General features: G+C 69.8%; 14 protein-coding genes. 10 read left to right on the forward strand and 4 right to left on the reverse strand.

What is annotated here, in order from left to right:
* The first annotated feature begins 1,030 nt into the window (after nt 1-1,030).
* The 6 genes from KBZ33_RS08750 to KBZ33_RS08775 all read left to right on the forward strand — a co-directional run bounded on the left by KBZ33_RS08750 (nt 1,031) and on the right by KBZ33_RS08775 (nt 7,180).
* Nucleotides 1,031-1,435, forward strand: coding sequence for a hypothetical protein (locus tag KBZ33_RS08750; RefSeq protein WP_254952428.1), 405 nt, complete (start codon nt 1,031-1,033; stop codon nt 1,433-1,435).
* Nucleotides 1,436-1,485: 50 nt separating this feature from the next.
* Nucleotides 1,486-1,902 (forward strand): hypothetical protein, encoded by a 417-nt coding sequence (locus tag KBZ33_RS08755; RefSeq protein ID WP_255011632.1) that lies wholly within the window; start codon nt 1,486-1,488, stop codon nt 1,900-1,902.
* Between the two features lie 83 nt (nt 1,903-1,985).
* A complete protein-coding gene (locus KBZ33_RS08760) occupies nt 1,986-3,290 on the forward strand; it encodes a diacylglycerol kinase family protein (protein ID WP_254952424.1) in 1,305 nt (434 codons plus the stop codon).
* Between the two features lie 10 nt (nt 3,291-3,300).
* A complete protein-coding gene (locus KBZ33_RS08765) occupies nt 3,301-4,827 on the forward strand; it encodes a metallophosphoesterase (RefSeq protein ID WP_254952423.1) in 1,527 nt (508 codons plus the stop codon).
* An 80-nt stretch (nt 4,828-4,907) separates the two neighbouring features.
* Nucleotides 4,908-5,423 carry a molybdenum cofactor biosynthesis protein B gene (gene moaB, locus KBZ33_RS08770; RefSeq protein WP_254952421.1) on the forward strand — a complete coding sequence of 172 codons (516 nt, stop codon included), beginning with the start codon at nt 4,908-4,910 and terminating at the stop codon, nt 5,421-5,423.
* Nucleotides 5,420-7,180: a mechanosensitive ion channel family protein gene (locus KBZ33_RS08775; protein ID WP_254952419.1), complete on the forward strand. Its 1,761-nt coding sequence runs from the start codon at nt 5,420-5,422 to the stop codon at nt 7,178-7,180. The genes moaB and KBZ33_RS08775 overlap by 4 nt, the downstream gene beginning before the upstream one ends.
* A gap of 17 nt (nt 7,181-7,197) precedes the next feature.
* Here the strand turns inward: KBZ33_RS08775 and KBZ33_RS08780 are convergent, their stop codons facing one another.
* Both KBZ33_RS08780 and KBZ33_RS08785 read right to left on the reverse strand, forming a co-directional pair.
* Nucleotides 7,198-8,742 carry an ABC transporter permease gene (locus KBZ33_RS08780; protein ID WP_254952417.1) on the reverse strand — a complete coding sequence of 515 codons (1,545 nt, stop codon included), beginning with the start codon at nt 8,740-8,742 and terminating at the stop codon, nt 7,198-7,200.
* Nucleotides 8,739-9,509, reverse strand: a complete 771-nt coding sequence (locus tag KBZ33_RS08785) for an ATP-binding cassette domain-containing protein (RefSeq protein WP_254952415.1) — start codon at nt 9,507-9,509, stop codon at nt 8,739-8,741. Before KBZ33_RS08785 ends, KBZ33_RS08780 begins: the two co-directional genes overlap by 4 nt.
* A gap of 67 nt (nt 9,510-9,576) precedes the next feature.
* On the opposite strand from KBZ33_RS08785, the gene KBZ33_RS08790 reads away from it, so the two are divergent.
* Genes KBZ33_RS08790 through KBZ33_RS08805 form a run of 4 tightly spaced genes read left to right on the forward strand, consistent with a single transcriptional unit; the run spans nt 9,577 to nt 11,577 of the window.
* Complete coding sequence (locus tag KBZ33_RS08790; RefSeq protein WP_254952413.1) at nt 9,577-9,717, forward strand: hypothetical protein; 141 nt, start codon at nt 9,577-9,579, stop codon at nt 9,715-9,717.
* A 12-nt stretch (nt 9,718-9,729) separates the two neighbouring features.
* The gene (locus KBZ33_RS08795) at nt 9,730-9,951 is read left to right on the forward strand and encodes a hypothetical protein (RefSeq protein ID WP_254952412.1); all 222 of its coding nucleotides are present in this window, start codon (nt 9,730-9,732) and stop codon (nt 9,949-9,951) included.
* A gap of 13 nt (nt 9,952-9,964) precedes the next feature.
* Nucleotides 9,965-10,873, forward strand: coding sequence for a cation diffusion facilitator family transporter (locus tag KBZ33_RS08800; protein ID WP_254952411.1), 909 nt, complete (start codon nt 9,965-9,967; stop codon nt 10,871-10,873).
* A gap of 38 nt (nt 10,874-10,911) precedes the next feature.
* Nucleotides 10,912-11,577: an SDR family oxidoreductase gene (locus tag KBZ33_RS08805; RefSeq protein WP_254952410.1), complete on the forward strand. Its 666-nt coding sequence runs from the start codon at nt 10,912-10,914 to the stop codon at nt 11,575-11,577.
* A gap of 12 nt (nt 11,578-11,589) precedes the next feature.
* Here the strand turns inward: KBZ33_RS08805 and KBZ33_RS21470 are convergent, their stop codons facing one another.
* Complete coding sequence (locus KBZ33_RS21470) at nt 11,590-12,657, reverse strand: alanine/ornithine racemase family PLP-dependent enzyme (protein WP_315859175.1); 1,068 nt, start codon at nt 12,655-12,657, stop codon at nt 11,590-11,592.
* Nucleotides 12,654-13,730, reverse strand: a complete 1,077-nt coding sequence (locus KBZ33_RS08815; protein ID WP_254952408.1) for a DUF1611 domain-containing protein — start codon at nt 13,728-13,730, stop codon at nt 12,654-12,656. The genes KBZ33_RS21470 and KBZ33_RS08815 overlap by 4 nt, the downstream gene beginning before the upstream one ends.
* Between the last annotated feature and the right edge of the window lie 242 nt (nt 13,731-13,972).

Consider the following 13,972-nt stretch of genomic DNA (forward strand, 5'->3'; position numbering starts at 1 on the left):
TCCAAATGCTGCGAAATCGGGCTGTCTGAGCGCTTGAACTGAACCCATCTGACGAAATCACCGAGAAATCAGCTCGGAGATGGGAAAACACGACTGCTTAGACGGTTTTTCCGCAAACTCCTAAATCTATACGCCCAGTATACCCGCTTTGGCCTGCAGCCGTCGCCACCTTCTCTCTAACGTTCCCGCTCAGCCGCGGGCAAGAGCCAATGGTTTTGTTCTTCATCGAGGTTCAATAGATGGCGGACATCGTCGGCTGCAGCGGCTTGCTGGAAGGACCAAACGGATGAGGAAGGAGTTTTGACTATTCTCTTTGCTATGCAGGACATTGGCAGACTCTGGTATTCACAGGAAGAGACCTCATCTGGGATGAGCTAAAAGCAGGAGCAATCACCACCGTAGTGAGAGCATCCGCCTCCTCCAGACGCGCCCCCTTCCTCTCCTCCGCCCCACCAAGACCAGGATGCATCGCTTGGCCTGGCGAAATCAAGATGAAAGGATTGCTTCCCAATCACGGTGCGGAGCTCTTTTCGATGCGTAGTTACATCTTCAATGGACAAGCGAATGCCATAGAGACTCGCTACTTTGATTGCCTCTTGCATGTCATTTGCTTTATTAAACAGCGAGCGAAACAGGGGGTCCTTGATTAACTTTTCTTTGAGAATCATTAACTCGCTCATAGCGGCACCTTGGCGAACATGACTCAGCTCCACGCATGGTAAAGGCATTCCGGCAATTGACCCAAGCAGGTGCGCTAAGCCCACTGCCATGAACTCATTGACCCACCATAACTCATCTCATCGAGCTTCAGAGCATCCGGGCAAGGCATCTGACCAGCTCTTGACAAGACTATTTTTCCAACGAGTCTGGCAAGGGGAACTGCGGCCGCATCAGTCGCTTGTTCAATCCCAATTCTGATCCTGGGATTCACTCCAGCACATGGCATTGTTCTGGTTAGGCCTCTTGGTGCCGGCTGGATGGGCCCATCACCCCACAAGGGCAACGAGTCAGCAGGTGGCTATTCCTCCTCGTGGTCGTCACGACGCAGCGTCGCCTAGCGCTTCCCTTTGAACTGGTCTACGACCAGGGGCATCCCCAGGCTGACTTGGCCTGGGCCCGCCAGCCAGCCATCGCTGCTGTGCCGCCCATCGCCTTGCTCTACCTCTACGCCACACCAACCAATGGGCGCCAACAACAGCTCCTGGCCCAGTTGCTGCCGCTGGCCCCGATGGGGCGATCCCCCAGCCGCGTACAGATGGGTGTCTTTCGTGATACGCCGCGCGGCAGAAGGCTTCTCGCCGCCCAGCAACAACAACTCCAGGCCTTGGCCATGCCCTACGAACAGGTACGTTTCGTCCCCGGTGCCCCTGTGCCAGCGGCATCGTTTCAGCCACCTGAATCCATGTCCCTGCTGCCGGAGTCTGATCTCCGATGAGAGGCCTGGCTTGCATCCGTTGCCGGTTTCCGGGTCTGTTCGCTGCTGGGTTGATTGGCCTGGCTCTCGCTGCCCCCAGCCAAGCCAGCACATTTGATGTGTTCTGTACGAACAACTCGGATGGCACGCTCACCTGCAGCGGCTGGGATGGGGGCGAGACACTCACCTGTGTGAGCAGCCGGGGCCGCACAACCACCTGCTCAACCCCCAGCGGCCGCAGCTTCAGCTGTGTGCAAGGGCTGGGGGGAGTGCTCTCCTGTGGCAACCCAGACCGGGGCACCATGCGCGGGGATGGACCGCGCTGTGTGCCTGCAGGCGACGGCACCTTGGTCTGTGACGAAGACGATCCCCCCAGTGAGCCGCTGCTGCGGGCACCGGCGGTCCCAGGCAGCATGGCCCCGTTCATGGGGCCCAGCATGGATCTGCTTCGGCCCGATTCCCTCACGATCCCAAGCCTGTTTGATTGAGCTGCTCCATCCAGCCATGCCTCACCTGCCCGTTGAGAAAGAGGAGGGAGGGCGGCGACGATGCCCGCCTAACCTCATGGCCGATGGTCCATACCCTGGTGCTGCTGGCGAGTGAGTCGCGCCTTGAGGCGCTGCTCGACTGGCTCGATCGACAGGCCCTGGCCGTCGCCGGTTTTCCGCTGCTTGCCACCGCCGAACTGGCTGGGCGGCTGCGCAGCGACCCCCGCACCGCCCAGCTGCCGGTGATGGCACTGGAGGCACTCTCAGAAGGGGGCGATATCCAGGTGGCCGCCCGCGTGCTGGCTGGTGAGGTGGCGGCGGTGATCGCCTTCCTTGATCCGGAGGCGCCCGTGGGCTCGCCGCCCGACGGCCGGCTGCTGATCCGCGCCTGCGATCTGGCCGCCGTGCCCCTGGTCCTCAACGCCGCCACCGCCGAGCTGGCCCTGCGGGGCCTGGCCCACGGCCGCTCGGCCTACCTGCTGTTCAATCCCGTGGCCGGCCAGGGGGAGCCCAACGCCGATCTGGCCCTGATCCGCTCGATCCTCGAGCCCCAGCTGCTGGTGACGGTGCTGCTCACCAGTGCCAGCACCGATCCAGGCGACCAGTGCCGCGAGCTCGTCGAGCTGCTCCAGGCCCGGCCAGCCGGCGAGGTGGGCAACGTGATGATCGTGGCCTGCGGTGGCGACGGCACCGTCTCGGCGGTGGCGGGGGCGGTGGCCGGCACCGGCATTCCCCTCGGCGTGATCCCCCGCGGCACCGCCAACGCCTTCGCGGCGGCGCTCGACATCCCCACCGACCTGGTGGGCGCCTGCGAGACGATCCTGGCCGGCCACACCCACGTAGTGGATGCCGCCCGCTGCAACGGCCTGCCGATGACCCTGCTGGCCGGCGTCGGCTTTGAGGCCGGGATGGTGGATCGCGCCACCCGCGAGCTCAAAACGATGCTCGGCCCGCTCGCCTACATGCTCGCCGGCGCCCAGCAGCTGGTGAGCCAGCAGCCCTTCCAGGCCCGCGTCGAGATCGACGGCACCGTCACCGACGTGCAGGCGGCCGCCATCACCGTGGCCAACGTGGCCCCCGCCACCTCGGTCCTGGCCCAGGGCTTCGGGCGGGTGATCCCCGACGACGGCCTGCTGGAGGTCACGATCGCCTCGCCCAGCACCCGCCTGCAGGGCCTCAACGCCCTCGCCTCCCTGCTCACCTCCGCCGTGGTCCAGTCGCCCAGCAACCACCCCGATCTTCTCTGTTTGCGGGCCCGCCACATCACGATCAGCACCGACCCACCCCAGCGGCTGGTGATCGACGGCGAAATGCTCGAAGCCGACTCCGTCACCTTCACCTGCCTGCCCGGCGCCCTGACGGTGTTCGCGCCACTCCAGACACCGTGATCCCCCCACCATGAACCTCGCCTCCGAGGCGGGTATCGCCACCAAGGTGCGCCGCATGGCCGACCGGGTGCGCTGGGGCCATCCCGAGATCACCCGCCGCGGCATCGATCCCTGCCGCCTGGCGATCGAGGGGGATCCAGGCGCACCGGAGGCCTTCTCCTTCCTCGTGCTGGGGGACAGCGGCACCGGTCTGCACCGCCGCGACACCCCCCAGCGGCGGGTGGCCGAGCAGTTGCTCGCCCATGGCAGCGAGGCTCGCTTCCTGCTGCACACCGGTGATGTGGTGTACCCGGTGGGTTCCAGCGAGCAGTACCCGGACAACTTCATCCGTCCCTACCGCGAGTGGATCGTGGGCGGTGAGGACTGGCGCCGGCTGCGCTACGACCGGCTGGTGTTCAAGGTGCCGTTCCTGCCGGTGCTCGGCAACCACGACTACTACGACCTGCCGCTGCCCCTGGGGTTGCTGGCCGGCCTGACGGCGGCGCCGCGGCGGTTGCTGCGCTCCTGGATCCATCTCGATGTGGGTTGGCACGGCTCCTACGTGGGCCAGGCCTGGGCCCGCGCCTTCCTCGATGGGCTCAGCGCCGTACCCGAGGCGGACCTGGGCGAGCACCTCGCCCGCACCCGCACCGCCACGGTCGACGGGGCCCCCTGCCTGCTTTATCGCCCCGGCCAGTTCACCCGCCTGCCCCACCGCCACTACACCGTTCGCTGGGCCGGTGTCGACGTGTTCGCCCTCGACTCCAACACCTTCAACCAGCCCCTGCCGGCCGGCGCCGACAACGGCGACCTGCGCGAGCGTCGCCAGGGGCTCGACGCCGAGCGGGCCGCCCTGCTGCTGTCCCTCGGCCCCGTCGACGGCGACGAGGACGCCCGCGACGATCGGGCCACCAAGGCCGAGCAGCTCGATGAACAGATCCGTGACATCGACAAGCAGCTCACGGGCGGCCCCCGGGCGGTGGATGAGGCCCAGTTCGACTGGTTCGCCGACGCCCTGATCGCCTCCTGGCGCAACCCCGCGGTGCGAGGCCGGCTGCTGGTGCTGCACCACCCCCCCTACGTCACCGAAACCAGCAAGTGGGACCAGGGCCAGACCCTGGCCGTGCGCACCCAGCTGCGCCGCGTGCTGGATCGGGTGGCCGCCGCCCTCGGCGATCGGCCGGCCGGCCGGCCCCTGCTCGATCTGGCCTTCAGCGGCCATGCCCATTGCCTGGAGCTGCTCGAGGTCGGCGACACCGGCCACGGCGATGCCCGCATCCCCTGGGCGATCTGCGGCGGCAGCGGCTACAGCCTGCGCCGCCAGCGACGGGAAGGGTCCGTGCTGCTGGAGGGTCCCCGGGGCGCCGAGCGAGTCGTGGCCCGCTCGCGCCTGTTCCTCGGCCGCAGCGGCCGGGGCTCCGGCCTGCGGCGTGCCTACTCCGCCCTGCGGGTCGACGTGGCGGCAGGCACCCCTTTGCAGCTCACGCTCACGCCACTGGTGGCCGAGAAGGCTGAAGGGGAATGGCGGCCCTACTGCGGGGCCGAGATCACGCTATGAGCCGGCTGCGTTCCCCAGTCAAGGGTGTGCCAGCCGCCTGCCTCGCTTTAGCGTCAGGCTCATTCGCAGCCGCTGGATCGGTGAGCCTCTCCATCGCCCTGCTCACGGTCTCCGACAGCCGCAGCCTCAGCGACGACCCCTCGGGCGATGCCCTGCAACGGCGGCTGGAGGCGGCCGGCCACCGGCTGCTGGAGCGCAGCCTGGTGCCCGACGACCGTTACCGCATCCGCGCCGAGCTGAGCCGCTGGATCGCCGATGCCGCCGTGCAGGTGGTGATCAGCTCCGGCGGCACCGGCCTCACCGGCCGCGACGGCACCCCCGAGGCGGTGGCGCCCCTGCTCGACAAGACCATCGAGGGCTTCGGGGAGCTGTTCCGGGTGCTGTCCTTTGAGACGATCGGCACCAGCACCCTGCAGAGCCGTGCCCTGGCCGGGGTGGCCAACGGCACGGTGGTGTTCGTCCTGCCCGGCTCCCTCGATGCGGTCTGCACCGCCTGGGACCGGCTGATCCGCGCCCAGCTCGACGCCACCACCCGCCCCTGCAACCTGGTGCAGCTGCTGCCGCGGCTCCGCGAGCCTGCCGACCAGTCGCCGTGATCGCTGGTTCGTGGCGGAGTGGCGCAGCCCGTTCCTGGTGGCTGGGGATCCTCGCCCTGCTGATGGCCCTGGGCCTTTCCCTGCCCCTGGCCCCGGGCCTGTCGGCGACCGCCTCCGGCCCCAGCGGGGCCGCCCCCCCGCAGGCTGCGGCCGCCCCGGGCGACCAGAGCGGCATGGTGGCCGCCGGCAGTTTCGAGCTGGCCAAAGTCCGCATCCTTGGCGTTCCCGCCCTCACCGTGGCCTCTCCAGTGGTGGGCAGCCAGGACGATGCGCCCAACGCCCAGCGCCGCGCCGAGGTGATCGAAGGCAACCTGCGCCTGCTCTACGACCCCCAGCATCTCTGCAGCGAGAGCGAACAGATCGCCGAGTGGATCCTGCTGCGGGTGCTGGGGGGCAACGAGGGGGCCTGTGAGCAGCCACCGCTCCAGCCGGTCACGGGCAGCGCCCCAGAGCAATTGGTGGTCCAGCGCAAGCAACTGCCCGGAGGGGATGTGGTGCTGGAAGCCAGGGTGCCGGAACGGTCCGAGCCCCTGCCGCTACTGACGATCACCCGTGCCGATGCCAGCCTCAATGGCATCAGCGCCTTGGCCCTGGGGGAACGCTGGCAGCAGCGGCTGCAGAGCCGCCTTCGCCACGCCCGCCGGGTGATGCAGCCGGCTGACCTGCGCCGCCGCTGGCGGTTCACCTTCGCGCTGGAGCTGGCGCTGGCCCTGCTCACCGCCGGCACCCTCTGGCTCTGGCGCCAGAACCGCCACCGCCGCGCCAGGCTCCTGGGCCGCCGCCGCCCCACACCGGATCGGGCCCTGGAGCACCGCCTGCAGCTGCACCAGGCCTTCGGGCTGCTGCTTCTGCTGGCGGTGCTGCTGCAGCTGATGGTCATGCTGGCCCTGGGGGTGATGGCCGTCCCGGGCAAGGTGCCCCTGGGCCTGCAGTTGCTGCTGCAGCCGGTTCACACCTTCCTCAAGGTGCTGCTCGTCGGGTTGGTTGCCCTGCTGGTGCGTTCCCTGGCCACGTTTCTGCTGCACCAGTGGGCCGACAGCGCCAGCGTGCCGGTGGAGGAGCAGGCCCGGCGGGAGCAGCGACACCGCAGCCTGCTGCGGGTGAGCCACCGCCTCATCGATCTGGCCTGCGTGATCGCGGCCAGCGGCTTGATCCTGATCGACATTCCCGGCCTCCGGGCCGCCTCCTCCTCCCTGCTGCTGGCCGGCGGCGCCCTGCTGGGTGGCCTGGCCCTGGTGTTCCAGGGGCTGCTGCGCGATTTCGCCGCCGGCCTCGCCGTGCTGATCGAGGATCGCTACGCCATCGGCGACTGGGTGGAGATCGGCGGCCTCGAGGGTGACGTGGTGGACGTGGGCGTGCTCAGCACCCAGCTGCGCTGCCTCGACCACCGGGTGGCCGTGATCCAGAACAGCGCCTTCGACCGGGTGGTGAACCACACCAAGCTGCGCTCCGGCGAAGAGGTGAAGCTGCTGGTGTCCCACCGCTGCCCCGACATCGACCACGCCCTGGCGGTGGTGGCCGAGGAGCTCGCCCTCTTCCACGCCGACAGCACCTGGGGACCGCGGCTGCTGGCGGCGCCCCTGCTGCGGGGCGTCAGTGCCACCGGGCCCCTGGGCATCACCGTGAGCGCCCTGCTCACCACCGTGGCCGGCGAACAGTGGGCCTGTTCCCGCGAGCTGCAGCGGCGCCTGGTGGCCCGCTTCCAGCGGGAGGGCCTTCCCCTGGCCGATGGCCTGGAGCTGGCCGCCCGCAGCTGATCAGAGGGCTGCCGCGCTCAGGCAGCCGCCAACCAGCGACGCCGGGCCCGGTCGCTGAGGTCCTCGCCGACCAGGGTGAGCAGGGCGTAGACCGCCACCAGCGCCAGCAGCTGGTCCCAGGCGAAGGAGCTGAGGCTCTCCAGCAACTGGCTGCCCAGTCCGGTCGCCCCCACCAGTCCCACCACCACCGATTCCCGCAGGATCACATCGGCCCGGTAGGCGCCGTAGGCCAGGTAGGGGCGAGCCAGCCCGCTGAAGCGGCCGTAGAGCAGGGCCAGCCGCGGCCCGCTGCCGCCGCAGGCCAGGGCCTCCTCGGCGGCCGGATCGGTGGAATCGGCGCTCTCCAGCAGCAACCGGCCCAGCACCCCCAGGTTGTGGAAGCCCAGGGCCAGGGCGGCGGTGATCACCCCCGGCTCGAGCACGAACAGCAGCAGCAGGGCCGTGAGGGGCGGCGGCCACAGGCGCCCCAGGGCCCACAGCAGCCGCAGCCCCTGCCGGGCCCAGCCCACCGGCGCCACCACCAGCAGCAGCAGCGGCGCCAGGCCCACCGCGAGGCTGGCCGCCAGGCCGGTGAGCAGCAGGGTGCCCCCCACCAACCGGGGCCAGGGCAAGGCAAACGTGGCCACCCAGCTGCCGCCGCCCAGGCCGGGCAGGGGCTGCCAATGGAGCAGGGCCGCCGGATCCACCCCCAGGCCGCGACCCACCAGAACGCAGAGGGGCAGCAGGGCGGCCAGGGTCAGCAGCATCTCGCGGCTGCGTTCGCCCACGCCCCGCCGGGCCAGCACGAAACGGCCGGGCACCAGCCAGCGCCGGCGCAGCAGGCTGATGACCGCCTCCAGGGCCAGCATCACCGCCAGCAGCAGCCACAGGCCGCTCCAGAGTTCATGGAACTCGAGCGACTGCAGGGTCAGCTTGAGATCGGTGCCCAGGCCCCCGAGGCCGAACACCCCCAGCAGGGTGGCGCTGCGCAGGGCGCATTCCAGCCGGTAGCCGCCGTAGCTGAGCACCCCCGGCAGCAGGGCCGGCCCCAGGGCCGTGAGCAGGGCCGCCGGCGCCGGGGCGCCCGCCGCCCGCAGGGCCTCCAGGTTGGCGGTGGGCAGGGCATCGAGCAGGTCGGACAGCACCCGCGCCACCAGGGCGCCGAAGGGCAGGGCGATCGCCAGCACCGCCACCGCCGGCTGCAGCCCCACCAGCTGCAGCAGCAGCAGGCCCCAGATCAGTTCATGGATCGCCCGGGGCAGGGCCAGCAGGCAGCGGATCAGCTCCGCCGGCACCCCGCTGCCCGTCAGGGTGCGCCACACGGTGCGGGAGCTGGCCGCCCCCAGCACCAGGCCCAGCACCAGGCTGCCGGCCCAGCCCAGCAGGGCCATGCCGGCCGTCACCCCCAGCCCCTTCAGCAGCGAAGCCAGCACCACTGGATCCAGCGATGGCGTCACCGCCGCCAGCACAAAGCTGCCGATCAGCTCCCAGCCGCCGCCGTGCACCAGCGGCGGCAGCAGGACGGCCAGGGGCACCAGCACCAGGGCCGGCAGCAGCATCAGCAGCGGCGACGCCGGTTTCAAGCGCTCACGCCGGGTGGGGTGCCCCCGTAGAGGTCCGCCAGCAGGGCCGCGTTCACCCGGGCCGCCGGCCCGTCGAACAGCACCCGGCCGTCCTTGAGGCCCACGGCCCGATCGAAACCGTCGAGCAGGTCGGGGCGGTGCAGGCTCAGCAGCAGGGCCCGGGGGGCCACGGCCTGGGCCAGCAGCAGGGCCAGCAGCTCGGCGGCCAGCCGCGGATCGAGGCTGGCCAGGGGTTCATCGGCCAGCAGCAGGGTGGGCTCCTGGCGCAGCAGCCGGGCCATCGCCACCCGCTGGCGCTGGCCGCCGGAAAGGGCCGTCACCGGCTGCTCCAGCAGGGCCGGATCCAGGTCCATCGCCCGCAGGGCCGCCGCGCAGTCGTCGGTGTCCAGCGGCAGCAGCAGGTTGAGCAGGGCCCGGGGCCAGCCCCAGCGGGCCAGGCGGGCAGCGTTGAGGTTCTGCTGCACGGTCAGCTCCTCGATCAGGCGCAGGTCCTGCCAGAGGGTGCCGATGCGGGCCTGCTGGCGGCGCCGGCCGCGGCGGGAACGGGCGGGGGCCTGTCCCTCCCACAGCACCGTGCCCGCCGCCGGCGCCAGCAGGCCGTTGGCCACCGCTATCAATGAGCTCTTGCCGGCGCCACTGGCCCCCAGCAACGCCACCCGCTCGCCGGGGGCCAGGCTCAGATCGACGTCCTCCAGCCGGGGCCGCCCGCGGCCGTCGACGCGGATGCCCCGCAACGCGAGCACGGCGGTGGGGGGGCCGGCGGCCATGGGAGACGCAAACAGCAAAGGCTCGGTCCAGATTGCCAGCAGAATCTCCCTATCCACATGGCCTCCGATGACGCCAGCCACCGGGTCCAGACCCTCTCTCCTCGATGGCCTTGCCCGGGTGCTGCTGTGCCTGGTGTTCGTCCATGCGGTGATCGGCAAGCTGACGGGATTCACCGGGGTGGCCTGGATGATGGCCGGTCGGGGATGACCGATCGCGCCGGTGCTGCTGGCAGCGGCCACGGCACTGATGGCCGTCGGGTCGTTGCTGGTGATCAGCGGCTACCGGGTGCGGCTCGGGGCGATCCTGCTGCTGCTGTTCCTGGTGCCCACCACCCTGCTGTTTCACAACGCTATGGCCGACCCCCCGGAGCGGATCGCGCTGTTGAAGAACCTCTCGATCATCGGCGGCCTGCTGCTGGTGGCCGAACGCCCCTCGACCTGAGCGCCCCCACCCCATGACCTTTGCCTCCCCCCGCTCCTACATCCTTCTCTCGGTGGCAGCGGCGGTGGCCACCATCGTGCTGAAGACGGCCGCCTGGCGGCTCACCGGTTCGGTGGGCCTGCTCTCGGATGCGATGGAATCCGGGGTCAATCTGGTGGCAGCCCTGGGGGCCTTCTGGGCCCTCAGCCTGGCCGCCAAGCCGGCCGACCGCACCCACCACTACGGCCACTTCAAGGCCGAGTACTTCTCCAGCGGTCTGGAGAGTGTGCTGATCGTGCTGGCCGCCCTGGCGATCATCACTTCGGCGGTGGGCCGCCTGCAGGCTCCCGAGCCGCTGGAACAACTGGGATTGGGCATGGCCCTGTCCCTGGTGGCCACGGCGCTCAACGGCCTGGTGGCCTGGGTGCTGCTGCGGGCCGCCCGCCACTTCCACTCGATCAGCCTGCGGGCCGACGCCCACCACCTGTTCACCGACGTCTGGACCTCCTGCGGGGTGCTGGTGGGCATCGGCCTGGTCAAGCTCACCGGGCTGACGATCCTCGACCCGCTGATCGCCATCGCGGTGGCGCTCAACATCACCCTCACCGGCTGGAATCTGCTGCGGGAGACGGCCTCCGGCCTGCTCGACCGTTCGCTGCCCAGCGACGAGCAGGAGCGGCTGGAGGCGCTGCTGGCCTGCCATGAAACCGAGGGCATCCGCTTCCACGCCCTGCGCACCCGGGTGGCCGGATCACGCCGCTTCGTGGCCTTCCACGTGCTGGTGCCGGGGCAATGGACCGTGCAGGACGGCCATGACCTCTGCGAGCAGCTGGAGCAGGAGATCGCCATCGCCCTGCCCCGCAGCGATGTGCTCACCCACCTCGAGCCGATCGAGGATCCCAGGGCCTGGGATGACGAGGGCTTCCGCTGGGAGGAGGGTTGAGCCCCCATACGATCCAGACAGCAGCGAGCCCGTCCCCGATGGCCACCGTTCTGATCACCGGCGCCAACCGCGGCATCGGACTGGAATACTGCCGCCAGCTCCAGGCCAGGGGCGACACCGTGGTGGCGGTCTGCCGCACGCCGTCGCCGGAGCTGGAGGGTCTGGGGGTGCGCATCGAGGCCGGGGTCGACCTCACCGAGGCGGCCGCCATCGCCGATCTGGTGGGCCGGCTGGGGTCCCTGGCCCTCGATGGGTTGATCCTGAACGCCGGCCTGCTGGAGCGCACCACCCTGGCCGACCTCGACGTCGACAGCCTGCGGCGTCAGTTTGAGGTGAATGCCATCGCGCCCCTGCGGCTCACCCGGGCCCTGCTGGGCCAGCTGCCATCCGGCGCCAAGGTGATCCTGATGACCAGCCGCATGGGCTCGATCGACGACAACAGCTCCGGCGGCGCCTACGGCTACCGGATGTCGAAGGTGGCGCTCAACATGGCCGGCAAGTCGCTGGCCATCGACCTGCACCCCCGCGGCATCGCCGTGGCCCTGCTCCATCCCGGCCTGGTGCGCACCCGCATGACGGGCTTCAGCGACCAGGGCATCAGCACCGAGGACTCCGTGCACGGCCTGCTGGCCCGCATCGACGCCCTGACCCTGGAGACCAGCGGCAGCTTCTGGCATGCCAACGGCCAGGTGCTGCCCTGGTAGGGCAGGCGTTACTCACGCCTGGAGGCAGCGCTTGTGAACGAAGGGGCTGGTCATGGCCCGCAACAGGGCGCTGTAGCCGGGCTGGAAGCGAAGTTCCTCACCCACCCGAAGCGGCCGCTCCGCCTCCACCACCAGGTGATCGCTGCTGGCCCCCACGATCGACACCCCTGGTGGCGGCTCCAGGTCCGCCGGATCCACATCCTGAACCCCCAGCGCCAGCAGGCCCCGCTGCCGCAGGCCCCGGTCCGGCGCTGGGGGTGCGGCCGTGGCCAGGAAGCTGGTGAACCCCTGTTCCCCCCAGGGGTGGCTGGGTTTGCGTTTCACTTCGATCAGCTCACCCACCAGGGAAAAGGCATCTGTGTGGAGGCCGGGAATGGGGCAGCGTGCCAGGGGTTCCCGCCCCAGCAGCAGGGCCTCCCCCAGCCGCAGATGGTTGATCCGCCCCGGGGCGCCCCCCTGGGCCAGCCAGGGGAGATTGGCCGAATTCCCCCCCGAGACCAGCTCAAGACTGATGCCGAGGCGGGCTTCGAGAGCGTCCGCCAGGGCCGAGAGCTCCGCCATGTTGGCCGCGTCAGGGGCCACCCCATGCTGGCAGCCCAGGTTGGTGCCGATCCCCACCAGCCGCAGCGACGGCAGGCTCAGGGTGAGCCTGGCGATGACTTCGAGATCATGGGGCAGGAGGCCTTCGCGCCGATCGCCCAGCTCCACCATCAGCAGCACGCCATGGCGGCGGTGTTGACGCTGTGCCACCGCCGCCAGCGCCTGGATCACCAGCGGTTCGCTGTGGCAACTGCTGGTGGCATGGGCCACCACCTGCTCCATCTGGCTGAGCATCGGGGTACGGATCAGCAGCGTCGGCGCCGTGAGGCCGCCGCGGGCCAGGCCTTCCAGCGTTTCGATGCGTGAGTCGCCGATCGAGGTCACGCCGGCCGCCAGCCAGGTGCGCACGATTTCGGGCCTGCCGAGGCAGGCCTTGCTCACCGCCGTGACCGCGATCCCCTGGCCCGCCAGGCGGCGCACCAGCGTGGCGGCGTTGTGGTGCAGGCGATCGAGATCGATCTCGAGCCGCGGGGCGCTCACGCCATCGCCGCCAGTTCCGCGCCGAGTTCGGGGAAGGCCCTCACCACCATCTGCACCAGGCGCTCGGGGGCGCTGGTGAGCGGGTCGGTGACCGGGATGTGAAGTTCCGCCTCGTAGAGGGCAATGGCGGCGGAGATCTGGGCGGAGTTCATGCCCTCGTGGTTGAGCGTGAGGCCGATCACCCTGGTGGGCGCAAAGGCCTCGATCAGCGTGATCTCGCTCTGGGGCGTGGGCATCGCCACGCCGGGGAAATCGCAGCGTTGGCGGCGTCTGGGCGCGTGCTGGAGGATCACGGCCTGGGGCTGGGCGCCCCGCAGAATGAAGGTGGAGGAGAGGTAAGCCGGATGGCTGAGCGATCCCTGACCCTCGATCACGATCACCTGGGGATGCTCGCTGTTGAAGGCCTCCACCACGGCGGCCTCCACCTCACCGGAGCAGAACTGGGAGGGAATCGCATCGAGCGGCAGACCGTAACGGCCGCCCTGGATGATGCCGGTCTGCCCCGTGGACACCAGCGCCGCGTGGATGCCGTGATCGTTGAGGGTCTGCACCAGCAGCGTGGCGGTGGTGCGTTTGCCGATGGCACCATCCGTGCCGAGCACGGCGATGCGCCGGCAGGTGACGTTGCTGATAGCGCCACTGAACAGCCGCAGATCCTGCAGAGCCGGCGGCCGGCGCACATCCTGGATCGTCACCCGGTGCCCTGCGGCGCTGGCGGCGAAGACAGGGTCATCCGCCAGAAACTCGCGCATGCCACTCACCAGGGACAAGCCAGCCGCCATGGCGGCCAGAAGAACCTGTCGGTCGCTGGAGCTGTACAGGCCATCGGCCGGGGCCATGCCATAGATGAACGCTTCCGGGGTGGGGCCGCCGAGGCGGAACGCGGCCTTCAGATCGGCCACGATCGGGATGCCATTGGGAAGGCCATCAAGCAGCTCCCCGGCGTCGCGGCCGGCGGCCTGGCTGTCGATCACGGCCACGATCCGGTAGAGGGTGCTGTAACGCACCAGCCCGTGGGCGGTCTTGCCGTCGGCGCTGGCGAACTGCCCTTCGCAATAGACCACAGCTGCCATGGGGGCTGCCATGGATGTGGTCAGCGGGGCGGACGTCGCCTGCGGCTGGGCAGGGACGCGCGCCGACGAGGGCGAGCCGATGGCCCGGGAAGGAGCTGTCAAGTGGTTGTGATCCTTTCTGAAGGCTCAGGGGAGGCGGCCGCATGGTCTGCCGGTCGCCGAACCGAGCAGGGATAACCACTGGCCCCCACCAAGCGGAAGGGTATCGAAAGATATTAAGCGATTCCAAGCGCTTGCTGCTG

It is taken from the genome of Cyanobium sp. Cruz-8D1 (assembly GCF_024345975.1).
Classification (GTDB): domain Bacteria; phylum Cyanobacteriota; class Cyanobacteriia; order PCC-6307; family Cyanobiaceae; genus Cyanobium.